We start from the raw sequence: 22,212 nt of genomic DNA, 5'->3' as shown, positions 1-22,212 counted from the left end.
GTCGATTCAATTCGTTCTGGTGACCTTGCTCAGGTGGCGCGGCTGGTCCGGGTTCAGGCCGCGCGCCTTCGCCAGTTGCGCCGCCATCACGTAGAAGGCCTGGATCGCGACGAGCGGATCGAGGTCGGGCGTGGAAGCCACCGGCAGGTCGAGGTCGCGGCCCGGCACGTCTTGCGGCGCCGCCAGCAGCACGCGCGCGCCGCGTCCGCGCATCTCCTCGGCCAGCGCCACCTGGCCGGCCTGGGCCGGGCCGCGGGTCGCGAAGATCAGCAGCGGATAGCCTTCCTCGATCAGCGCCATCGGGCCGTGCTTGATCTCGGCGCCGGAGAAGGCTTCGGCCTGCAGCGCCGAGGTCTCCTTGAACTTCAGGGCCGCTTCCAGCGCCACCGGGAAGCTGATGCCGCGCCCGACCACCATGATGTTGCGTGCGGGCGCCAGCACGTCGATGGCCTTCGACCAGTCGGTGTGCGCCGCGCGGCCGAGGGCGTCGGGCAGGGCGCGCAGGCCTTCCTTCAGCTCATCGTCGCCCTGCCATTCGGCCACCAGGCGCGCGCCCGCGCTCAGGCTGGTGATGAAGCTCTTGGTCGCGGCCACGCTCAGTTCCTTGCCGGCATGCAGCGGCAGCGCCCATTCGGCGGCCGCGGCCAGCGGCGATTCCACGTCGTTGACCAGCGCGACCGTGGTGGCGCCGCCGTCGCGGAAGTAGCGGATCGGCTCGACCACGTCCGGGCTCTGGCCGGACTGCGAGATCGACACCGCCAGCGTGCCCCTGGTCTGCAGCGGCGATTTATACAGCGTCACCAGCGACATCGGCAGCGAGGTCACCAGGCGGCCGAGGCGCGCCATGGTCAGGTAGGCGAAATAGTTCGAGGCGTGGTCCGAACTGCCGCGTGCCACCGTCACCACGTTGTGGAAGTCGGTCGATGCCAGGCGCCGGCCGAGTTCCGCGTAGCGCTCGACGTCGTTCGACAGTTGCAGGGCGACGCAATCGGCGGCGGATACGGCTTCTTCCAGCATCAGCGAGGTGGGTTCAGAGCTCACACAATTCTCCTTCGATACAGACAGCTTTAATGCACAAGTTGCGGTCGAGGACGACCAGGTCGGCGAAGCAGCCCGGCGCCAGGCGCCCGCGGCGGCTTTCGCCTAAATAATCGGCGGCATTCGTGGACACGCGGCGCGAGGCGTCTTCGATCGACAGGCCGATCGAGACCAGGTTGCGCAGCGCCTGGTCCATGGTCAGCGTGCTGCCGGCCAGGGTACCGTCGGCCAGGCGCACGCCGCCCATGCATTTATGGACGACCTGGCGGCCCAGCATGTACTGGCCGTCCGGCATGCCGGCGGCGGCGGTCGAATCGGTCACGCAGAACAGCTTCGGGATGCTGCGCAGCGCGACCTTGATCGCGCCCGGGTGCACGTGCAGCAGGTCGGGGATGATCTCGGCATACTCGCCATGCGCCAGCGCGGCGCCGGCCATGCCGGGTTCGCGGTGGTGCAGGCCGGGCATCGCGTTGAACAGGTGGGTGAAGCCGGCCGCACCGTGCTCCAGCGCCTTGACGCCATCCTCGTAGGAACCGTTGGTGTGGCCGATCTGCACGCGGATGCCGGCGTCGGCCATTTGACGGACCAGGGCCAGGTGGCCGTCGATCTCGGGCGCCACGGTAATCAGGCGCAGCGGCGCTTCATCGTTGAAGCGCCTGACTTCCTCCATCGAGGCTTCGCGCGCGAACGGCGGCTGGGCGCCCAGCTTGCCCGAGTTGATGTACGGGCCTTCCAAGTGCACGCCGAGGATGCGCGCCTCGTCCTTGCCGCGCTCCTTGCAGGCGGTCCCGATGGCGCTCAATGCGCGTTCGATGTCCTCGACGGGCGCGGTCATGGTGGTGGCCAGCAGGCTGGTGGTGCCGTGCTTCGCGTGCAGGCGCGCGATCACGTGCGGGGCGTCGCCGCCTTCCATCATGTCGCGTCCGGCGCCGCCGTGCACGTGCAGGTCGATGAAGCCGGGCAGGATGTAGTCGTCGCCGTTGGCCGAGGGATCGGCGGGCTGGCCGTCGATGGCGGCGATGGTGTTCGGTTCGCCGCTGCTGACGCGGACTTCGCCGCGGATCCAGCCGCCGGGGGTGAGGATATTGCCTTTCATTGGCGGTCCTTGATATGAAGCGCGATCATGCGCAATGCGCCGGCCGCCGAATCGCCCTGCGGCGCCGTGGCGCGGGCCAGCAGCCCGGCGGGCAGGAAGTTGCGCAGCGCGGCGCCCAGGCCGCCGCACAGGGCCAGCGGCAGCGCGGCGTCGGGGTCGAGCGCATGGGCGATGGCGGCGACTTCACGGCCGGCGTCGAGCAGGATCGCGCGCGCCGCCGGGTCGCCGGCCGCCGGGTCATCCGCATGGCGCAGCACCAGCGGGGCCAGGCTGGCGTAGGCAGTCTGGGAGGCCTTGCCGAGCCAGACCTGGATCGCGTCGCGATGGCCGCCGCAGGCCTCGATCACGCTGTCGGCGAAGGCGCTGCGTGGGCGCCGGCCGTCCAGCACCTGTTCGATGTGGGCGATGGCGCGCAGGCCGATCCAGCCGCCGCTGGCTTCGTCGCCGGCCGGGAAGCCCCAGCCGCCGACTTCACGCCGGGTGCCGTCCGCGAACAGTACTTCGCCGACGCTGCCGGTGCCGATCGCGACGATGGCGCCGGGTGCGCCGCCGTGGGCGCCCATCAGGGTCGTGAAGCCGTCGGTCTCGAGGCGGATCGCCGCATAGCCGGGATTGGCGGCCGTGAACTCGGCCGCCCACTGCTTGTTGTGCACGCCGGCCAGGCCGAGGCCGATGGCAAGGCGTTCGGGGGAAGGCTGCTGGACGCCGCCGGCCGCGAAGGCTGCGGCCACGGCCTGCTGGACCGCGTCCCAGGCGCGGGCGATGCCCAGGCCCAGGCCGGAGGGGCCGCCGGCGCCCTGGGCAATTTCGGCGCCGTCGGCGCGCGCGAGGCGCACGCGGGTGCCGGTGCCGCCGCCGTCGACGCCGATCAGATAATCAATCATGTTGAAGCTCGTGCCGGAAAGGTCAGCGCACTATAGGAGCGGCTGTTAAGCTTGTCAACAGGTATTTAAGTGGTATTCACCGGTTCTGTGCGGCTATCAGCTAAGTTGCTGATCTTTAAGAGGACGACTGGTATTGTCAGTGGTATTGTCCTGCCGGCCCGCGCGCAGCCAGCCGAACAGGAGCGCCATCATGAAGGGACCGACGAACAGGCCGATCACGCCCAGCGTGGACACGCCGCCGAGCAGGCCGAACAGCACCGCCAGGAAGGGCAGGTTGACGGCACGGCCGATCAGCTTGGGACGGATGAACTTGTCGACCATGAACAGCTCGACGGCGCCCCAGCTGAACAGGCCCAGCGCGGCGCCCGAATGGCCTTGCCCCAGCAGCAGCAGCGACACCATCGTGAACGAGAGTGGCGCGCCGCCCGGCACCAGGGCCAGGTAGCCGGTGATCACGGCCAGCAGGGCCGGCGCCGGCGCCCCGGCCAGTGCGTAGGCAATGCCGAGCACGACCCCTTCGAGGATGGCGACCGAGCACAAGCCCAGTGCGGTACCGCGCACCGACAGCGGGAACACCCAGCGCAGCGTGGGGTAGTGGGCCGGCAGCAGGCGTTCGCCGGCGCGGTCGACATAGCGCACCACGGCGGGGCCGTGCACGTAGAGCATGAACAGGGTGAGCAGGGCCAGGAACAGGTACAGGGCGTTCGCCAGGATGTTCGAGCCCCAGGTGCGTGCCGCGCCGGTCAGGTGCGGCATGATGTCGCCGACCGTGCTGCGCGCCAGGATGCTGATCCCGCCCGGCTGGGCCAGGTGCTCGTTCCACCACTTGATCGCCGGCTCGGCCACCAGCGGCAGGCGTTCCAGCCAGGCCGGCACCGGGACCCCGTCCGCATTGAGGTGGGCCAGCAGGTGCTGCACGCCCGCCAGCTCGCTGCTGAGGGCATTGAACAGCAGGATCGAAGGGCCGGCAAAGGCCGCCACCAGCAGCAGGACCAGGAACGCGGCGCTGAGAGGACGCGGCCAGCCGCGCCGCAGCAGGCGCTCGTGCAAGGGCCAGGTGATCACCGCCAGCAGGCCGGCCCAGGCGAGTGAACCCAGGAAGTGCTGGAGCACGAACGCCAGTCCGATCGCAAACAGCAAGGGCAGCGCGGACTGCGCGAATGGCGAATACCGCATGTGGTTCCTGGTCTCCTTCTTGAGCCCGTCTTACGCGCGCTGCAGGGCTGCGATGCGCTCTTCGCAGGACGGGTGGGTGCTGAACAAGGACAGCATACCACCGCCGGCGATGCCGGAGGCGGCCATGTTCCGCGGCAGCTCGCCCTGTTCGATGCCGCCCAGGCGGCGCAGGGCCGCGATCATCGGGCGCGGCGTGCCCATGATGTTGGCCGAGCCGCGGTCGGCGCGGAACTCGCGCTGGCGCGAGAACCAGGCCACGATGATGCTGGCCGCCAGGCCGAACAGCAGGTCGCAGACCACCGAGGTGACGTAAAAGGCGATGCCCGGGCCGCTCCTTTCTTCGTCGCGGCGCAGGAAGCTGTCGACCGCGTAGGCGACCACGCGCGCCAGGAATACCACGAAGGTGTTGACCACGCCCTGGATCAGGGTCAGCGTGACCATGTCGCCGTTGGCGATGTGGGCCACCTCGTGCGCCAGCACGCCTTCGATTTCCTCGTGCGTCATCGATTGCAGCAGGCCGGTCGACACCGCCACCAGCGAGGAATTCTTGGTCGCGCCGGTGGCGAAGGCGTTCGGTGCGCCTTCGTAGATGGCCACTTCCGGCATCGCGATGCCGGCCCGCTGCGCCTGCGCCGCGACCGTGTTCATCAGCCACGCTTCGGTCGCGTTGCCGGGTTGCCGGATCACGCGTGCGCCGGTCGACCACTTGGCGATCGGCTTCGACATCCACAGCGAGAGGAAGGCGCCGCCGAAGCCCATCAGGGCCGCGAAGCCGAGCAGGGCGCCCAGGTTCAGGCCATTCGCGCTCAGGTAGCGGTTCACCCCGAGCAAGCTTGCCGAGATGCCCAGCACGAGCATGATGGCCAGGTTGGTAGCGATAAAAAGGATGATGCGTTTCATGACTGCTTATCCCGATCAGGTTATGTTTCCAAGGCGGAAGCATAACCCAAGCGCCGCATCGGAAAAACGGCAGTTTTTGGAACGATCGCTTCGAAAAAACCGAAGCTCTGCAATCACACCATCGGCCAAGGCGCCGGCATGAGCCGCAGGCGCAGTTCAGGCGGCGCTCATTGCGCCCAGTAGTCAATCACCAGCGAGCGCTCCAGGCAGGCACCCAGCGTGTCGACGAAGGCCTGGTGCGTCTCATGCAGCAGGTAGACGTTGCGATCCTCTTCGCTGGCGAAAGTCAGCGTGAAGCAGTGGGTAAAGCCCTGGTTCAGGCCTTCCGGGCTCACGTTGCTGCCCCATTCGTAAGTGGTGATGCCGGGAATCAGATCTTTCAGCCTGCCGAAGCCGGTGACGATGGCATCGATCTGTTCGACGGTGGCGCCTTCCTTGAACGCAAACAGGACGACGTGGCGCAGGGTGGTGGAGGTGTTGGGAGTCATGCTTCCCATCATAGTCACAGCCAAGCGCGTTGATGCGCACGATTGACACCCGGTTTGACACCAAATAATCGTTGAGCAAGACTGTCGGGATGCGTCATGTGGAGGTGAACACATGGATGTTCGTCGAGACAGCACCGGATCTCTCCAGGCAAGCGCCGCACACGCGATTTCCTACCGCCCGGACATCGATGGCCTGCGCGCCGTCGCCGTCGGCCTGGTCGTCCTGTTCCATGCCTGGCCCAAGTGGCTGCGCTCCGGCTTCATCGGCGTCGACGTGTTCTTCGTCATCTCGGGTTTCCTGATCACCTCGATCATCCTGAAGGACCTGAAGCAGCGCCGGTTCACGATCCGCGGTTTCTACGTGCGCCGGATCAGGCGCATCTTCCCGGCCCTCATCACCGTCGTGCTGGCGGTGCTGGCCTTCGGCTGGTACGTGCTGCTGCAGCAGGAATTCAGCCAGCTCGGCAAGCACATCGCGGCGGCCGCGGCCTTCCTGTCGAACCTGGTGCTGTGGGGCGAGGCCGGCTACTGGGACAACGAATCCGTCACCAAGCCGCTGCTGCACCTGTGGTCATTGGGCGTGGAGGAGCAGTTCTACCTGGTGTGGCCGGTCGTGCTGGCGCTGTGCTTCCGCGTCAGGTTCGGCATCCTGGCCTTCCTGGCCCTGACCCTGACCGGGTCCTTCCTGTACGGGCTGTACGCCACCTTCCACCATCCGGCCGAAGCCTATTTCTCGCCGGTCTCGCGGTTCTGGGAACTGGCGTCCGGCGGCCTGGTGGCGTATGCGATGACCAAGAAAAGCCCGCTGCTGCCGATGCCCTGGCTGGTGTCCGCGATCGGCGTGGCGCTGCTGGCGCTGGGCGCGGTCCTGATCAAGGGCCAGGCCGATTTCCCGGGCGCCTGGGCGCTGCTGCCGGTGCTGGGCACCTGCGCGCTGATCGCCGCCGGCAATACCTCCTTCATCAACCGGCGCCTGCTCGGCAACAGGCTGATGGTGAAGATCGGCCTGGTGAGCTATCCCTTCTACCTGTGGCACTGGCCGCTGCTGTCGTTCGGCTACATCATCGAGGGCGAGAAGCCGCAGCCGACGATGAAGGCGGCGCTGGTGCTGGCGGCGCTGGCGCTGGCTTTCCTGACCTACCACCTGGTCGAGCGGCCGGTGCAGAAGGCGCCGGACCGGCGCCGCGCGATCCAGGGCCTGGTGCTGGCGATGGCCTGCTTCGGGGTGCTCGGGATCATGGTCAAGGGCGGCCTGCTGCGCGAGCGCATGCAGGCCTCCGAGGTGGCCCGCTACATGGGGGCGCTGAACGACCTCGGCTTCCCGGATCCGGCGATGAAGCCGCTGCGCTACCACGGCTCGCTATTCCAGCAGCTTGCCGGGAAAGGCAGCGGCACCACGGTGCTGGTCGGCGACTCCGTCATGGAGCAGTATGCGCCGCTGGTGTCGGCAGGCTTGCGCGAGGCGCGCTTCAACCGCAGCCAGGTGATCTTCGCCACCCAGGGCGGCTGCCCGCCGATCGAGGGCGCGGTGCGCCTGCCGCGCCTGCGCTACCCGACCTGCACCACCTCGGTGAGCGACGCCTGGCGGCTGGCGGCAGCGAAGGAAGTCGACACCGTCGTGATCGCGGCATCGTGGTACGGGTATTTCGCGGACTGGCAGGTGGACGTGCAGATGCCGGTCGGCGGCGGCCTGCAGACCTTTCCGGCGAAGCCCGCGCACGAAGCGGCCTACGCCGCCCTGCACCAGTCGATCGCGCGCCTGGTCGATGCCGGCAAGCGCGTCTTCCTGATCCTGCAGCCGCCGTCGGGCAACCTGTTCGACCCGCGCTCGATGATCACCGGCTCGCGCTTCGGCCAGATGAAGCCGCGCACCGACATGGAACCGTTCCGCGTCGAACGCTTCTACAACGACAACGCCGAGCCGCGCAATCGGCTGCTGCGGATCGCCCAGGCCACCGGCGCGACCGCCATCGATCCGGTCGACACGATCTGCAAGGATGGCATCTGCCCGACCATGACCGCTGCTGGTGAACCGATCTACACCGACCCGGTCCACATGCGGCCCTTCTATGTGCGCAGCAAGGTCCGCTACCTCGACCCGGCCCTGAACGGGACCGATAAAGGCATGGCGATGCGCTAAGCGCTCCAGTTGTCGTTCCTGCCGTCGAGCCAGGAAATCGGCGCCGCCGCCAGTTCGTCGGCCGTCACGTCGTCGAGGCAGTGCACGCTGACCGCCACGTAGGAGCCCCAGCGCGGGGAGAGGCCCTTGCCGAACGGGCGCACGCCGCAGGTCGCGCAAAAGAAGTGCTGCTCGGTGCGCGTATTGCAGCGGTACTCGGACAGCGACGCCTCGCCCCGCAGCAGGCGGAAGGCGTCCGCGGGAACGATCGCCGCCCAGTTGCGCTGCTTGGTGCAGAGCGTGCAGGGGCAGACGCGTGTAACGGCGGATCGTCCCCTGGCCGAGGTCGAGGTCGGCCTCGAAGGAGACCGCGCCGCAATGGCAGCTGCCACGATGCGTCCTCGGGGTGGCCATCGTCAGGGCGCCGCTTCCACGAGCGGCAGTTCGATGAAGCTGCTGTGGTAGATCCGCTGCGTCGCTTTTTTATAGTCGTCCGGCTTGGCGAAGAAGATGTTCTCCACATAGGTCTGCGGATTGCGGTCGTACAGCGGGAACCAGCTCGACTGCACCTGCACCATGATGCGGTGGCCCGGCAGGAACACGTGGTTGGCGGTCGGCAGGCCGAAGCGGTAGGAAAGCGGCCGGTTGGCGGCCAGCGGCTTCGGCTTGTCGTAGCCTTCGCGGTAGCGGCCGCGGAAGATGTCGCCCGAGATCATCAGCTGGTAGCCGCCCATTGCCGGCTGGCTGCCCACCTGGTCCGGATACACGTCGATCAGCTTGACGACCCAGTCGGAATCGGTGCCGCTGGTCGAGGCGACCAGGTTGGCGACCGGCTCGCCGCTGATCTTCACCGGCGCGCCCAGGACGTCCGAGACGAAGGTGGCGACGTCGGTACGGCCCGAGGCTTCGCGCTGGTCGTCCACCATCCAGCGCGGCCAGGACTGGCCCTTCGCTTCGTCGTAGCCGTAGGGCGGGATCGGCCGCTGGCGGAAGGGCACCGGCTTGGCCGGATCGGACACGTATTCGTCATAGGCCCTGGCATCCGCAGGGCCGCCGAGTACCGCCTTCTGCTGCCCGGCCAGGCGCAGTGCTACCTGCCTGATCGCGCAGGCGCCGCCGGCCTGATCGGCGCAGCCGCTCGGCCACGACGCCAGCGTGCGCCATTGGTTGGTGCCGGTCTCGAACGCCGTCACGGTCGGGATGTCGGGGACGGACTCGTTGCCCTTCAGGTGGCGCTCGAGGAAGGGCCGCAGCACCGCCTGGCGCCAGTACAGGGCGGTGTCGCTGCCGAACTTGAGCGCGCCCAGGCTGCTACCGTCGCCGATCGCGCCGCCGTGGTTCCACGGTCCCAGCGACAGGTGGACCAGGTTATTTCTGTCGTTCGGCTTGATCGCCTTGTAGACCGCGACCGGGCCGTAGATGTCCTCGGCGTCCCACAGGCTGTGCACCAGCAGGGTCGGCACCGTGACCGGCTGCTTCGCCAGGATCTTGTCCATCGCCTGCTGCTGCCAGAACGCGTCGTAGGCCGGGTGCTGCACCAGCTTGCGCCAGAAGCCGCTCTGTTCCAGGCCGCGCCGGCGCGCCAGCTCGCCGCTCGACCCGGCGCGCATGTACATGTCGTAGTCGTCGTAGTTCGTGCTATACCACTTGGCCGTGTTCCCGCGCGTGACCACCTGCTCCATGATATACGAGAGGTTGATCTGGCGGAATGCGCCGTGGTGGAACCAGTCGTCGCCCATCCAGCCGTCGACCATCGGGTTCATCGGCACCGCGGCCTTCAGCGCCGGGTGCGGGTTCACCAGCGCCATCAGGGGCAGGAAGCCATCGTAGGAAATGCCGATGATGCCAACCCGGCCGTTGGTCTCGGGGATGTTCTTGACCAGCCAGTCGATGGTGTCCCAGGTGTCGGTCGAGTGGTCGACCGGGGTCGGGTTCAGCGGGCCGTGCAGCGGGCGGTTCATCACGTAGTCGCCTTCCGAACCGTACTTGCCGCGCACGTCCTGCACCACCCGGATGTAGCCGCCTTGCACGATCACGTCGGCGGCGTTGTCGTAGCCGGTCAGGATGCTCTCCAGGTCCGAGCTGTCGGCGTGGCTGGTCATGCTGGCCGCGTCGTAGGGCGTGCGGGTCAGCAGGATCGGCGCCTTGTTCCCCCCATTCGTCGCGCCTTTCGGCACGATGATGACGGTGTTCAGGCGGGTGCCGTCGCGCATCGGGATCATCACGCTACGCTTGACGTAGTTGAAGCCCTCGGTCGGCGCCTTGAATTCCGCCGGGGTCTCCGAGGGCAGGGCGGGATACTGCGGCGCCGGGGCCGGGGCCGGCGCCGGCGCAGTCTGGGCCTGGGCGAGGCTTGCCGCAGCCAGCGCGCAGATCAGCGCCAGGCGGGTGCTTGGTGACTTCATGGGTGTCCTTGCTCTTGTCATGAACGGTTACATTAGCACAAGGCTTAGCCCGTTTTAATTCGCCATCTGGCGCGATCCGCTGCGGTCGACCAGCAGGGCGGTCCTGCCCTTGTCCCTGCCGATCACGTTGACGGCCGCGCTGCCCGGGCCGCGCACCGAGATGTCGGTCTGGCCGGCCTCCAGGCGGCGCCCTTCGAGGCTGCCGGAACCGCTGATCTGCGCACTCACCTGCGCCACGCTGCCGTCGATGCGGGCGTCGCCGGGGCCGTCCATTTTCAGCAGCAGGCGCTTGCCGGACATGCTGGCGGCCAGGCCGCCGGAGCCGTGCAGTTCGGCGTCCAGGGTGTCGCTGACGTTCTGCAGCTTCACGCCGCCGGGGCCGCGGCTGCGCACGATGGCCTTGTCGACCTTCAGTTTGTCGCCGTTCAGGTCGCCCGAGCCGCTCACCTCCACGCTCAGCTCGCCGACGCTGCCGTCGATGCGGGCGTTGCCGGGGCCGGCCAGGCGCAACTGGCCGGACGCCGCCTGCAGGCCGCGCACGCTCAAGTCGCCCGAACCGTGGACTTCGGCGTCGAAGCGGCGGATGTTCCCGCCGATGCAGGCATTGCCCGGTCCGCGCTGCACGCTGTGGGCGCCTTCGACCAGCAGGTCGCAGCCTTCGAAATCGCCCGAACCGCTGCTTTCCAGGTTCAGTTCGCGGCTGGTGCCGGACAGTTTCAGGTCGCCGGGGCCGCGCATCCGCGCCGTCACTTTCACCACGCGCAGCGCGTCCGCCGTCAGGTCGCCCGAACCGCTCAGCCGGGCGGCCAGCGCGTTGCCGATGGCGGCCAGGCGCACGTCGCCGGGGCCGTGCATGTCGACCTCGACGTCGCCCGCCTGCAGGCGGCGCAGGTCGAGGTCGCCGCTGCCGCTGCTCTCCAGCGCCAACTGGCGCACCGCGCCGCTCGCGCGCAGGTCGCCGGGGCCGGTGCTGATCAGCGTGAAGCGCTCGCCGTTGGCACGGTCGAGCTCGACGTCGCCGCTGCCGCTCATCCTGAGGCTCTTCAGGCCGGTGGCGCCGATGGTGACTGTGGGAATGTCGCGGCGCTTGCCGAAGCCGAAGCTGACACTGAATTTGCCGGCCGGGCGCACGATGAGGGTAGCGCCGCGCACCGCGACTTCCATCTCGTCGAGTTGCTTGCGCTCGCCCGAGACCTGCACCGCCTGGCGCGCCTGGGCATCGATCACGACGTGGTAGGGGCCGGACAGTTCGATGGCGTCGAAGGCGCCGACCTGGCGCTGTTCGGTGACGATGCCGGTGGCCTGGGCCTGTGCCGGCGCCTGGGCGAAGCTGGCGTGGCTGGCGATGCTGGCGCAGGCGATGGCGGCGGCGATGGCGGTGAGCTTGATGGCGGTCTTCATGATCTCGTTCTTCTCGTTATCGATGGAATGTCGGCGGTGCCGGGAGCCTGAACGATAGGGCAAGCCCGGAGTGCCTGCATGCGAAAACCGACGGACGCGCAAAAACGCGGGATCAACGGCAGAACAGCGGGGCCGGACGGGGTATATTTGGCACATGTCCACGCTCACCGTCCGCAAGCTGAACGTCGACCTCTCCAGCGGCTTCGCGCGCCACTGGCTGGGCGGCGACGTGTATCGCACCGCCTTCATGAACGCGCTGTCGATGAGTTTCCCGCTCGGGGAGCAGATGTTCATCGACAGCGTGCGCGCGGCCCCGCTTGACGCGATCCCCGATCCGGCCCTGCGCGCCGAGGTGAAGGACTTCGTCGGCCAGGAAGCCAGCCACCGCTTCGTCCACCAGCAGTACAACGCGGAACTGGCGCGCCAGGGCTTCGGCTACACGCTGGAAGCGGAGATCCGCGCCCGCATCGAACTCGTCTCGAAGCTGCCGGCGCTCGACCGCCTTGCGATCACCTGCGCGTTCGAGCACTACACGGCGATGTTGGCCGACTACGTGCTGCGCCACCCCGAATGGCTGGACGGCGCCGACCCGCAGATGCGCACCCTGTGGTCCTGGCACGCGGCCGAGGAGAGCGAGCACAAGGCCGTCGCCTTCGACGTTTACCGGGCCGCCGGCGGGGGCTACCGGAAGCGGGTGCTCTGGTACCTGCACGTCAGCCTGATCTTTTTCTGGGATAGCGGCCGCCAGACCATGCACAACCTGCGGCGCGACCGCGCGGCCTGGCGCTGGAGTACCTGGGCCAGTGCGGCGCGCGCCTGGTTCGGCCGCAAGGGGCTGGCCTGGCACCTGTTGAAGCCCGGCCTGGATTACCTGGCGCCGCGTTTCCATCCATGGCAGCATGACAATCGTGCCCTCCTGCAGACGTGGCTCGATCGCAATGACGACAGCTACCGTGCGATCGGCAGCACCTCGGCCTGAAAATGTCATAATGGATGGTTCGTGAAAGGGAGAAATTCGTGATTCGCTATTTGGGCACACGCAAGAATGCGGAAGGTGCCGCCGTTTATGTCTTCATCGTCAACGGCATGGAAAAGGAAGTGCGCGAGCACGCCCTGAAACAGCATCCAGGCTGCTACGATGCGCTGCCGGCGTCGGTGAAGGCGAAGATCGCCGCCAACCGCGCATGGTTGTCCAAACTGTGAGCTTGCCCGCGCGGACGGCGCTGGTGTCGCTGTTGCTCTCGTGCGCCGCCGGCGCGGCGTCCGCCCAGGCCCAGGACAAGCAGCCATCCACCCTCGGCCCCGTGATCGGCAGCGCGCTGCTGTGCCGCGGGCAGGTCGACAACAGGTATTTTTATTCCTGGCTGAGCGCCCATTTCGGCGCCCCGTACAAGCACGAGGGCGGGGCCTACTGGTTCCGCACCGGCGAGGCCAGCTTGTGGGGCACCCCCGTCAGCGAGGTGATGGTCGGCGACGACACCAATGAACTGGCCTTCGTGGCCGCGGTGGCCGAAGTGCCGCCGGACCAGCTCGAGCAGGCGGTCCGCGCCGCCGCCGGCGTGCGCCACCTGGCGACGGACACGTCGCCTTACCCTTTGCGGGTTTCCCATGCCGGCAGCACGATTGCCTACTATAGTGCAGGGGCCAAAAGCAAAATATACTGCGCGAAGTTCAAACCGCTTCCGGCACGGCCTTAGCATGTACACAGACTACTTCAACCTGAAGCAACAGCCGTTCTCGATCGCGCCCGATCCGCGCTACCTCTTCATGAGCGAGCGCCACCGCGAGGCGCTGGCCCACCTGCTGTATGGGATCGGCAGCGGCGGCGGCTTCGTCCTGCTCACCGGCGAGATCGGCGCCGGCAAGACCACCGTGTGCCGCTGCTTCATCGAGCAGATTCCCGACAACTGCCGCCTGGCCTATATCTTCAACCCCAAGCTGACGGTCGAGGAATTGCTGCTGACGATCTGCGACGAGTTCCGCATCGAACTGCCGCCCGCATCCGCCGGCACGCTCGGCGTCAAGGGTTACGTCGACGCCATCAACGGCTACCTGCTCGACAGCCACGCCCAGGGCAACAACAACGTGCTGGTGATCGACGAGGCGCAGAACCTGTCGCCCCAGGTGCTGGAGCAGCTGCGCCTGTTGACCAACCTGGAGACCAGCGAACGCAAGTTGCTGCAGATCATCCTGATCGGCCAGCCCGAGCTGCGCACCATGCTGGCCCAGCCCGAGCTGGAACAGCTGGCCCAGCGCGTGATCGCGCGCTACCACCTCGGGCCGCTGTCCGCATCCGAGACCGGCGCCTACGTCGCGCACCGCCTGACGGTGGCGGGGGCACATCCGGGCAACCCGATTCCGGGTTCGCTGGCGCCGCTGATCCACCGCCTCACGCATGGGGTGCCGCGCCGCATCAACCTGCTGTGCGACCGCGCGCTGCTCGGCGCCTACGTCGAAAACAGCCGTGAGGTGACGCCGAAGATCCTGCGCCGCGCCGCCCAGGAAGTGTTCGCCGGCGAGGGTCCGGCGCCGGGCGGGCGCGCTGCGGCGCCGCTGCGCTGGCCGCTGGTGGCGGGCGGGGTGCTGGCCGGGGCCGCGCTCAGCGCCGCGGCGTGGCAGGCGGTGCCGCATGCGTCCGCGCCGGCGCGGGCGCCTGTTGCCGCCGCCGCCGTGGCCAAGCCGCGTGCGCAGCAGCCTGCAGCGACACCCAGGGTGGCCGACACGGGCACTGCGTCCGCCAAACCGCTGCTGCTGGCAACCCAGACCGAAGCACTGCGCGAGCTGGGCACGCTATGGGGCCAGCAACTGCCGACCGAACAACCCTGCCAGGGCGCGCCGAAGCTGAACCTGCGCTGCTACCAGGGGCGCGGCGGCCTGTACGAACTGCGCCTGCTCGACCGTCCGGCCATCGTCGCCCTGCACGACGGCCAGAAGCTGGGCTATGCGGTGCTGACGGCGATGGACGAGAACAGCGCCACGCTGAGCGTCAACGGCCAACGCCAGAAGGTCAGCCTGGCCGCGCTGGCGACCCGCTTCGACGGCGAATACACGACCTTGTGGAAAGTGCCGCGTGCCTTCCGCGAGGAGGTCCATCCCGGCGACACCGGCGCCGACGTCGACTGGATCGCCGGGCGCCTGGCGCAATTGAACAAGCTGGAGGCTCCGCCCGCCGAGCGGCCGCTCGACGAGCCCACGCGGCGCCTGCTGCGCGCCTTCCAGTCCGGACAGAACCTGAAGGCGGACGGGGTGGCCGGTCCGCGCACCTATATGCGCCTGAACCAGCTGAGCGGGGTCGACGAACCGCACCTGCTCGCCGCCAACGGGACGGGAAAATAATATGTCATACATCCTCGAAGCCCTGAAGAAGGCGCAGGCCGAGCGCCAGCTGGGCAATGCGCCGACCATCCACGCGCCGCAGCCGGCGCAGGCGGCCCAGCCGGGCCTTGCCGCCAGCCGCAAGCCGCTGTTCATCGGCCTGGGGCTCGGTGTGCTGGTGGTGGCCGCCGCTGCGCTGTTCCTGTGGCAGCGCGGGCCAGGGCCGGCCGCGCCGGCAGCGGCTCCCGCGGTGCTGGCGCCTGCCGGGCAGGTGGCGGCGTCCGTGCCGCCGGCCGCTGCCCCCGCGCCCGCGACGCGCGCAACGCCCGCAGCGACGGTACCATCCATGGCCGCGGGCGCCGCGTCGAACACGCTGGTGGTGAGCGCACCGCCAGCGCCACCGCCGGCGCCGCGTCCACACGTGGCCGAGGCGCCTGCGCGCGCCGTGCCATCCCCGGCGCCGTCCGCTGCCGCCAGGGCAGGGCGGGACGCGCTGGCGTCCGCCGCGCCGCCGCGTGCTGCGGCTGCGACCACGGCACCGCCGGTTCCGCCGCGGTCCGCCGCCGCAGCGCCGCGCGCCGCTGTGGCATCTGCCGCGCCGGCGCTGGAAGACAGCCTGCCTTACCTGCAGCAGCTGCCGGACGCGACCCAGCGCGAGGTGCCGCGCGTGAACTTCGGCGGCTATATGTATTCGGCCAACCCGGCCGACCGCCTGCTGATCGTCGACAAGACCCTGCGCCACGAAGGCGAGGAAGTCGCGCCCGGTCTGGTGCTGGAGAAACTGCTGCCGAAGGCGGCCGTGATGAATTTCCGCGGCGTGCGCTACCGTGTCGCCTACTGAGGCCGGCGCCGCGGGGCAGGGTGGGGTGCTGGGCGTGGTCGGCTGGTCCGGCAGCGGCAAGACCACGCTGCTGGAATACCTGGTCGGCCAGCTGGCGGCGGAGGGCCTGCGCGTCAACGTCATCAAGCACAGCCACCACGACATCGTGCTCGAGCCGCCGCAGAAGGACAGCGCGCGCCTGCGCACGGCCGGCGCCGCCGAGGTGATGATCGCGTCTCCCTACCGCTTCGCGATCCAGCACGAGCTGCGCGGCGCCCCCGAGCCCGCGCTCGAAGAACACCTGGCGCGCCTGGCGCCGGCCGACCTGACCCTGGTCGAAGGCTACAAGTGGGCGGCGATCCCCAAGCTCGAAGTGTTCCGTCCCGAGCTCGGCCGCTCGCCACTGTATCCCGAGGATGCGCGGATCGCCGCGGTGGCGTCCAGCGTCGCCGCGCCGCCCGGCCTGGCGCGGGATGTCGCCTGGCTCGACCTGAACCAGCCGGCAACCGTATTGCGCTGGATCAAGCGTCGTCTGGTGAGCGCAGCCTAAAGTTTTGCCCCGGCCTGCCGTTACATGAGGATATCCCGCATTGGGCCCTCACACAGGAGACCGTCATGGACGTCATGGGAGTTGCCAAGCTCGCCACCAGCATCGCCGATACCGGAACCCGGCAGGACGTCAGCATCGCCGTTCTCAAGCGGGCGCAGGACATCCAGGCATCGGCCGCCACCCAGCTGCTGGACGCGGTGCAGTCGGCCGCGCCGGCGCCTCAATTGTCGCAAAATCTGCCGGCGCACCTGGGCAAGAACGTCAACACCACTGCCTGAACCAAATCGGCACCGGTCCGGCGATGGCGCCGGCAAAAAATAAGCGGGCGCGTCAACAGAATCGCGGCCCGGCGCGTTATGCATTCCACGTACCCGGCGCGAGGGCAGGCCACACAATAGACCCGCTCTTGCCGCCACCATCGCTGCCCCGCGCAGCCGCACAAGGCCGTCCCCGCCGGTGTACGCATTCCGAAGGAGAATCCCTATTCATGAATAAACGACAAGCACTGCTTGCTGCCGCGCTCGCGAGCGTGTGCGCCGCGAATGCGACCGCCAAGGGCCAGATGGACATGCAGGCCAAGGGCGAACAGGAAAAATGCTATGGCGCGGCCAAGGCCGGTCAGAACGATTGCGGCACGGCTACGCATGGCTGCGCCGGCCAGGCGGCGGTCGACAACAATCCGGCTGAATGGCGCAACGTTCCCAAGGGCAGCTGCGGGAAAGCCGGCGGCAAGCCGACGCCGCCGCAGCAGCAGGGCAAGCAAGACAAATAAGGCCGTGACAAATAAGGCCGTGATGCATGCGCTTGCGGCACGCGGCGTCGGCATCGGCCTGCGCGTGCCGCACTACCGCCAGCTGTTGGAGCAAGGCCCTGCGCTCGGCTGGCTTGAAGTGCATACGGAAAACTACCTGGCCCGCTCGGGCTGGGACTGGCATGTATTGCAATCGCTGCGCCGGGATTATCCGGTCAGCCTGCACGGCGTCGGTCTGGGCCTGGGTTCGGTCCACGGCTTTTCCGAGGAGCACCTGGAACGCGTGCGTGCGCTGGCCGCGGCGATCGAGCCGGCCCTCGTCTCCGAGCACCTGAGCTGGGGCGCGCTGCGCGACCGCCAGCTCAACGACCTGCTGCCGCTGCGCCTGGATGCCGCCGCGCTCGGCCTGGTCGCCGCCCGCGTCGAGCGGGTGCAGGACGCGCTGCGGCGCCCGATCCTGGTCGAAAACGTTTCCACCTACCTGCGCTTTGCCGGTGACGCGATGAGCGAAGCCGAATTCCTGGCCGCGCTGGCACGCCGCACCGGCTGCGGCATCCTGCTCGACGTCAACAACCTGTACGTCAACCAGTGCAACCACGGCGAGGATGCCGTCGCAGCCCTGGATGCGCTGGCGGGCCTGCCGCCGGGGACGGTCGGCGAACTGCATCTGGGCGGCCATCTCGTCACCGCGCTTGCCGTCATCGACCACCACGGCGACCGCATCGCGCCACCCGTGTGGACACTGTACCGCGAGGCGCTGGCGCGCTTCGGCGCCGTGCCGGCCCTGGTCGAGTGGGACACGGACGTGCCGGCGCTCGAGGTGCTGCTGGAAGAGGCGAGGGAAGCCGAGCGTATTGCCGCCGAGGTGGCGGGCGAGCCGGTGCGAAGCCTTGCGTCCCGAGCGCCTGCGCCGCTTACCAGCGTGGCACAGCCCGCAACGGACGACGGCGGGCTGGCCGAGCTGCAACAGGCCTTCGGCGCCGCCCTGGTCGACCCCGCGCTGGCACCGCTGCTGGCACCCCGGCTCAAGGGCGATGCCGGCCGCCTCGGTATCTACCGCGGCAATCTCAGCAGTGCCTGGCGCCGCGCGCTGGCCTCGGCCTATCCGGTGCTGCGCCGGCTGCTGGGCGAGGAACGGTTCGACGGTCTGGCACGCGCCTATGGCCGGCTTCAGCCGGCGCAGGACCCGGACCTGAACCGCTTCGGCGCCGGCCTTGCCGATGTTCTTGCTGGCGATGAGGACCGCCCCTGGCTGCCGGACCTTGCCCGTCTCGAATGGTCGGTCCACGAATCCTGGTACGCGCCGGATGCGCCGGCGCCTTCCGCATCCGGCCCGCGCTCGGTGCTGGCCGGCTTGCGTCCGGATCAGTTCGGAGCCAGCCGCGCGATCCTGCATCCGTCGCTGCGCCTGCATGCATCAGGCTGGGCCACGGCTCCGCTGTGGCTGTCCCTGCAGCCGGACGGCGCCGCGGCTCCCGCGCAGATGAAGCAGGCGAGCCACGCCCTGGTGCTGCGCGCCCACTGGCAGGTGAGCGTGCGCGAGCTCGGCGCGGCAGAGTATGCGGCGCTGGCGCGGCTGGCGGATGGGGCGCATTTCGGCGCCGCCTTCGATGCGGCCTTCGACGTCGACGAGGAGGCGCCGATCGCGGACTGGCTGGACGGCTGGCTGAAGAGTGGCGTGCTGACGGGGATCGTTCAGGAAGCCGGCCCGCCCTCGGCGTAAGGCGGGGCCGGCGCAGGTACGGTGGCCCTGGGGGTTTCAGTGATAGCGGAAGGCGCGCAGGACGCGTTCTTCGCCGGTTTTATCGTGGTGCATCTCATTGGCGGCCCGGGTGGCTTCGATCATCCGGGACAGCTGTTCCTCCTCGAAACGGGCCAGTTCTTCGTTGGCCGCATTCAAGGCCATGGCCAGCTTGGCGCGCGCGCTCTGGTACACGAGGCCGGTGTAATGGTCGGTGTTCTTGAGCAGTTCTTCCGCATTTTCGATAACGAGACGCAGGTCGCCGATGAGCCTCTGCTGCGTCATTGAGCTTGGGTCTGGGGTATCCATCTTCCTCACCTTTAGCCGATTGTTACGCCTTCAATATAGAGAAGGAGGACTGCCCAAGTTTGTCAGCGCGCAAACGTCACCCCTACAGCCGGGGACGGCTAATCCGGTGCGACCGGCAGGTGCATCCGACAGGACGCACCGCTTTTTTGTGAGCGAAAGAGGAACTTTTTTAGCGGACAGTGATCCGCACATCCCCAACGCTCACGACCTGGCCGGCACGGATCTTGGCAGTCTTGCGCAGTTCCTTCTTGCCGTCGACCGACACCACGCCGCTGGCTACCATGATCTTGCCGGCACCGCCGCTGTCGACGAAGCCGACGAGCTTGAGCAGCTGGTTGAGTTCAATGAACTCGGATGTCAGTTCAAAAGTTGTTGTTTGCATTCTATCCTCGGTTAAAAACGGGTGGCGTACTGTAGAGCCTGCCCAAAAACGTCTGCCGCAAATACGTCGTCCCCGCAAATACGTCGTCCCCGCAAATACGTCGTCCCCGCGGAGGCGGGGACCCAAGCTAAGCGTCTTCAATCGGCTCAGCTTAGGTCCCGCCTTCGCGGGGACGACGGATAAAGCCTGATCTTAGCCCGGATGCGGCCGGGTCATCTCGATCGGCACGATCCACTGGTCGAACTGTTCCTCGCTGACGAAGCCGGACTGCAGCGCCGCCTGGCGCAGGGTCAGGCCGTCGTGCTGGGCGGTCTTGGCGATCTGCGCGGCGCGATCATACCCGATATGCGGTGCCAGGGCGGTCACCAGCATCAGCGACTGCTCCATCAGTTCGCCGATGCGCTTGCGGTTCGGCTCGATGCCCTGGGCGCAGTGCTCGTCGAAGGAACGCATGCCGTCGGCCAGCAGGCGTACGCTCTGCAGGAAGTTATGGGCGATCATCGGCTTGAACACGTTCAGTTCGAAATTGCCTTGCGAGCCGCCGACGGTGATGGCGACGTCGTTGCCGAATACCTGGCAGCACAGCATCGTCATCGCCTCGCACTGGGTCGGATTGACCTTGCCCGGCATGATCGAGCTGCCCGGCTCGTTTTCGGGGATGGTGATCTCGCCCAGGCCCGAGCGCGGGCCGGAGGCCATCCAGCGCACGTCGTTGGCGATCTTCATGAGGGCCGTCGCCAGGGTCTTGAAGGCGCCGTGCGCCGCGACCATCGCGTCGTGGCCGGCCAGGGCCATGAACTTGTTCGGCGCGCTCTTGAACTGCAAGCCGGTGCGCGAGGAAAGCTCGGCCGCGATGCGGTTCGCGAATTCCGGATGCGCGTTCAGGCCGGTGCCGACCGCGGTGCCGCCGGCCGCCAGCAGCAGCAGGCCGGGGAGACTCCCCTTGATCGCCTGCTCGGAGAACTCGAGCTGGGCAACATAGCCGGAAAATTCCTGGCCGAGCGTGAGCGGGGTCGCGTCCTGCAGGTGGGTGCGGCCGATCTTGACGATGCCGGCGAAGTCGCGCGACTTCAGCTCCAGCGTGCCGCGCAGCCTGGCCAGCGCGGGCAGCAAGTCCTTGGCGACGGCGGTGGCGGCCGCCACGTGCATCGCGGTCGGGAACATGTCGTTCGAGGACTGGCCCATGTTGACGTGGTCGTTCGGGTGCAGCAGGCGCGCTTCGCCGCGTTCACCGCCCAACAGTTCGGAACCGCGGTTGGCCAGCACCTCGTTCATGTTCATATTGCTCTGGGTGCCGGAACCGGTCTGCCAGACCGACAGCGGAAACTCGCCCGGGTGGCGTCCCTCCAGCACTTCGTCGGCGGCGCGCATGATGGCGTCGGCCTTGTCCTGAGGCAGTTTGCCGAGCGAACGATTGACGGCGGCGGCGGCGCGCTTCACCTGGGCCAGCGCGGCGACCAGCTCGGGCGCCATTTTCTCGGTCGAAATGTGGAAGTGGTGCAAGGAGCGCTGGGTCTGCGCCCCCCACAGTTGGCTGCCCGGCACCTCGATCGGGCCGAAGCTGTCCTTCTCGATCCTGTTTTCCATAGATTCGTCCTGACTTTTTGTTAGTAGGGAAGTATCGCTAAAGAGTGTACCGCAACGGCCGTTAATGACGTTAAGGCTTCGAATTCGTCACCCATATGCTCCGCTGCTCCCGCCGTTTCCTGTCCACGCTCGCTGTCGCCGCCACTTTCGCCGGTGCCCTTGCTTGCGCTCATTCCGCCGAGCTGGGCGAGGCGCGGGTGTCGTCCCACATCGGACAGCCGCTGGTGGCCGACATCGAGCTGGGGATGATCGACGACCCGGCAGCCAGGGTGAGCGTGCGCCTGGCCAGCCCCGAGGTCTACAACGGTGCCGGCATCGCCATGCCGCCGGTGCTGGCGAGCGTGAACCTGGCGGTGATGCGGCGCGACGGCCGCCAGTTCCTGCACGTGACCTCGCTGCGGCCGGTCGATGCCGAGCACCTGCACCTCTACCTGGAGCTGCAGGACAAGGGCCAGCGGTCGGTGCGCCTGGCCACGCTGTGGCTGACGCCGGACCCGAATCCGGCCCCGGTGCGGGCGCCCGAGCCCGTCCTGGCGCCGGTCCCGGCGGCAGTAGCGCACGCGGAACCGGCGCCGCAGCCGGCGCCCGTTCCGCCGGCCGCGGCGCCCATGCCGGCGCATCAGGCCGTGGCCGCGGCGCCCATGCCGGCGCATCAGGCTGTGGCCGTGCCGGCGTCCCGGTCCGCCGCCGTGCGCAAGCCCGAGCCCGTCCGCGCGAAGCCGAAGGCGCTGCTTCCCGCAGCGGCGCCTCTGGCGCTGCCCATCCACGCACAGCCAGCCGCCCCGGCGGCCTGCGCACTCCAGGCAGGGCAGGCCAAGGTCTGCGCCGCCCTCGACGCCAAGAATGCCGAGCTTAACAAACAGATCGGCGTGCTGGAGGGGAAAGTGAAATCGCTGCAGGCCACGCTGGGGACGCCCGCACCCGCACCCGCACCAGCACCCGCACCCGCACCCGGGGCGGTCCACGCGCCGGCCGGCCCAAAGCCCATCCATGCGATCAAGCCGCTGGTGCCGCGCAAGCCCAGGGCGCCCGAAGCGGACGAGGGCCTGCCGTGGGGCTGGATCGGTGGCGGCGCGGCCGCCTTGCTGCTGGCGCTGGGCGGCGCCTTCCTGCTGCTGCGGCGCCGCGCCAGGCCGGTGCGCAAGGTCGACATTCCGGCCCGGCCGCGCCTGGTCGACCGGCTGCGCGGGAGTTTTCCCCCGCGCACGAAAGCAGGCGCGGAAGCGGCCGAGCCGACCCTTGAATAGCCG

At 68.4% G+C, this 22,212-nt stretch carries 23 protein-coding genes; 11 read left to right on the top strand and 12 right to left on the bottom strand.

Translation table 11 applies throughout. From position 1 onward, the window contains the following. Positions 1-6 precede the first annotated feature (6 nt). The 6 genes from ACI48D_RS19905 to ACI48D_RS19880 all read right to left on the bottom strand — a co-directional run bounded on the left by ACI48D_RS19905 (position 7) and on the right by ACI48D_RS19880 (position 5,582). Positions 7-1,017, bottom strand: coding sequence for an SIS domain-containing protein (locus ACI48D_RS19905; RefSeq protein WP_435573002.1), 1,011 nt, complete (start codon positions 1,015-1,017; stop codon positions 7-9). A gap of 13 nt (positions 1,018-1,030) precedes the next feature. Continuing rightward, positions 1,031-2,134: an N-acetylglucosamine-6-phosphate deacetylase gene (nagA, locus tag ACI48D_RS19900; RefSeq protein ID WP_435572980.1), complete on the bottom strand. Its 1,104-nt coding sequence runs from the start codon at positions 2,132-2,134 to the stop codon at positions 1,031-1,033. Continuing rightward, positions 2,131-3,018 (bottom strand): BadF/BadG/BcrA/BcrD ATPase family protein, encoded by an 888-nt coding sequence (locus ACI48D_RS19895; RefSeq protein ID WP_435572979.1) that lies wholly within the window; start codon positions 3,016-3,018, stop codon positions 2,131-2,133. The genes nagA and ACI48D_RS19895 overlap by 4 nt, the downstream gene beginning before the upstream one ends. A 96-nt stretch (positions 3,019-3,114) precedes the next feature. Further along, a complete protein-coding gene (locus ACI48D_RS19890; RefSeq protein WP_435572978.1) occupies positions 3,115-4,194 on the bottom strand; it encodes an AI-2E family transporter in 1,080 nt (359 codons plus the stop codon). 30 nt (positions 4,195-4,224) lie between these two features. Beyond that, a complete protein-coding gene (gene htpX, locus ACI48D_RS19885) occupies positions 4,225-5,094 on the bottom strand; it encodes a protease HtpX (RefSeq protein ID WP_435572977.1) in 870 nt (289 codons plus the stop codon). Positions 5,095-5,261: 167 nt separating this feature from the next. Then, positions 5,262-5,582: a Dabb family protein gene (locus ACI48D_RS19880; protein WP_435572976.1), complete on the bottom strand. Its 321-nt coding sequence runs from the start codon at positions 5,580-5,582 to the stop codon at positions 5,262-5,264. 112 nt (positions 5,583-5,694) lie between these two features. Here ACI48D_RS19880 and ACI48D_RS19875 point away from each other — a divergent pair, with 112 nt between their 5' ends. Continuing rightward, on the top strand, positions 5,695-7,722 hold the full coding sequence (locus ACI48D_RS19875) for an acyltransferase family protein (RefSeq protein ID WP_435572975.1): 2,028 nt from the start codon (positions 5,695-5,697) through the stop codon (positions 7,720-7,722). Here the strand turns inward: ACI48D_RS19875 and ACI48D_RS19870 are convergent. The 3 genes from ACI48D_RS19870 to ACI48D_RS19860 are packed head-to-tail and all read right to left on the bottom strand — an operon-like array spanning position 7,719 to position 11,507. Then, positions 7,719-8,093, bottom strand: coding sequence for a GFA family protein (locus ACI48D_RS19870; RefSeq protein WP_435572974.1), 375 nt, complete (start codon positions 8,091-8,093; stop codon positions 7,719-7,721). The two genes, ACI48D_RS19875 and ACI48D_RS19870, sit on opposite strands and share 4 nt — an antisense overlap. A gap of 24 nt (positions 8,094-8,117) precedes the next feature. Then, on the bottom strand, positions 8,118-10,106 hold the full coding sequence (locus ACI48D_RS19865; RefSeq protein WP_435572973.1) for a CocE/NonD family hydrolase: 1,989 nt from the start codon (positions 10,104-10,106) through the stop codon (positions 8,118-8,120). A gap of 54 nt (positions 10,107-10,160) precedes the next feature. Continuing rightward, complete coding sequence (locus ACI48D_RS19860) at positions 10,161-11,507, bottom strand: GIN domain-containing protein (RefSeq protein ID WP_435572972.1); 1,347 nt, start codon at positions 11,505-11,507, stop codon at positions 10,161-10,163. A gap of 154 nt (positions 11,508-11,661) precedes the next feature. Between ACI48D_RS19860 and ACI48D_RS19855 the strand changes: the two genes are divergently transcribed. The 9 genes from ACI48D_RS19855 (at position 11,662) to bufB (ending at position 18,666) form a co-directional block, all read left to right on the top strand. Further along, entirely contained in the window at positions 11,662-12,486 is an 825-nt protein-coding gene (locus ACI48D_RS19855) for a metal-dependent hydrolase (RefSeq protein WP_435572971.1), read from the top strand. A gap of 38 nt (positions 12,487-12,524) precedes the next feature. Further along, positions 12,525-12,710, top strand: a complete 186-nt coding sequence (locus tag ACI48D_RS19850) for a hypothetical protein (RefSeq protein ID WP_047825655.1) — start codon at positions 12,525-12,527, stop codon at positions 12,708-12,710. Continuing rightward, positions 12,692-13,204: a hypothetical protein gene (locus ACI48D_RS19845; RefSeq protein ID WP_435572970.1), complete on the top strand. Its 513-nt coding sequence runs from the start codon at positions 12,692-12,694 to the stop codon at positions 13,202-13,204. Before ACI48D_RS19850 ends, ACI48D_RS19845 begins: the two co-directional genes overlap by 19 nt. A 1-nt stretch (position 13,205) precedes the next feature. After that, the gene (locus ACI48D_RS19840; RefSeq protein ID WP_435572969.1) at positions 13,206-14,843 is read left to right on the top strand and encodes an AAA family ATPase; all 1,638 of its coding nucleotides are present in this window, start codon (positions 13,206-13,208) and stop codon (positions 14,841-14,843) included. A 1-nt stretch (position 14,844) separates the two neighbouring features. Then, a complete protein-coding gene (locus tag ACI48D_RS19835; RefSeq protein WP_435572968.1) occupies positions 14,845-15,663 on the top strand; it encodes a general secretion pathway protein GspB in 819 nt (272 codons plus the stop codon). Further along, positions 15,650-16,192: a molybdopterin-guanine dinucleotide biosynthesis protein B gene (mobB, locus tag ACI48D_RS19830; RefSeq protein ID WP_435572967.1), complete on the top strand. Its 543-nt coding sequence runs from the start codon at positions 15,650-15,652 to the stop codon at positions 16,190-16,192. Before ACI48D_RS19835 ends, mobB begins: the two co-directional genes overlap by 14 nt. A 65-nt stretch (positions 16,193-16,257) precedes the next feature. Next, positions 16,258-16,470 carry a YjfB family protein gene (locus ACI48D_RS19825; RefSeq protein WP_435572966.1) on the top strand — a complete coding sequence of 71 codons (213 nt, stop codon included), beginning with the start codon at positions 16,258-16,260 and terminating at the stop codon, positions 16,468-16,470. 209 nt (positions 16,471-16,679) lie between these two features. Then, positions 16,680-16,964 (top strand): BufA1 family periplasmic bufferin-type metallophore, encoded by a 285-nt coding sequence (locus ACI48D_RS19820; RefSeq protein WP_435572965.1) that lies wholly within the window; start codon positions 16,680-16,682, stop codon positions 16,962-16,964. A gap of 4 nt (positions 16,965-16,968) precedes the next feature. Beyond that, entirely contained in the window at positions 16,969-18,666 is a 1,698-nt protein-coding gene (gene bufB, locus ACI48D_RS19815) for an MNIO family bufferin maturase (RefSeq protein WP_435572964.1), read from the top strand. Between the two features lie 36 nt (positions 18,667-18,702). On the opposite strand, the gene ACI48D_RS19810 is transcribed toward bufB, so the two are convergent. From ACI48D_RS19810 to fumC, 3 genes are all read right to left on the bottom strand, one after another. Beyond that, positions 18,703-18,993 carry a DUF883 family protein gene (locus ACI48D_RS19810; protein ID WP_435572963.1) on the bottom strand — a complete coding sequence of 97 codons (291 nt, stop codon included), beginning with the start codon at positions 18,991-18,993 and terminating at the stop codon, positions 18,703-18,705. 169 nt (positions 18,994-19,162) lie between these two features. Beyond that, positions 19,163-19,375, bottom strand: a complete 213-nt coding sequence (locus ACI48D_RS19805) for an RNA-binding S4 domain-containing protein (protein WP_435572962.1) — start codon at positions 19,373-19,375, stop codon at positions 19,163-19,165. Between the two features lie 192 nt (positions 19,376-19,567). After that, positions 19,568-20,962 carry a class II fumarate hydratase gene (gene fumC / locus ACI48D_RS19800; protein WP_435572961.1) on the bottom strand — a complete coding sequence of 465 codons (1,395 nt, stop codon included), beginning with the start codon at positions 20,960-20,962 and terminating at the stop codon, positions 19,568-19,570. Between the two features lie 95 nt (positions 20,963-21,057). Between fumC and ACI48D_RS19795 the strand changes: the two genes are divergently transcribed. Continuing rightward, on the top strand, positions 21,058-22,209 hold the full coding sequence (locus ACI48D_RS19795) for a type IV pilus assembly protein FimV (RefSeq protein ID WP_435572960.1): 1,152 nt from the start codon (positions 21,058-21,060) through the stop codon (positions 22,207-22,209). The last annotated feature ends 3 nt before the right edge of the window (positions 22,210-22,212 follow it).

Origin of the sequence: Massilia sp. LXY-6, assembly GCF_051233485.1 — a bacterium.
Taxonomy (GTDB): Bacteria; Pseudomonadota; Gammaproteobacteria; order Burkholderiales; family Burkholderiaceae_D; genus Telluria.
The sequence above is the reverse complement of the archived record's forward strand: the minus strand, read 5'-3'. Positions and strand labels throughout refer to the sequence as shown.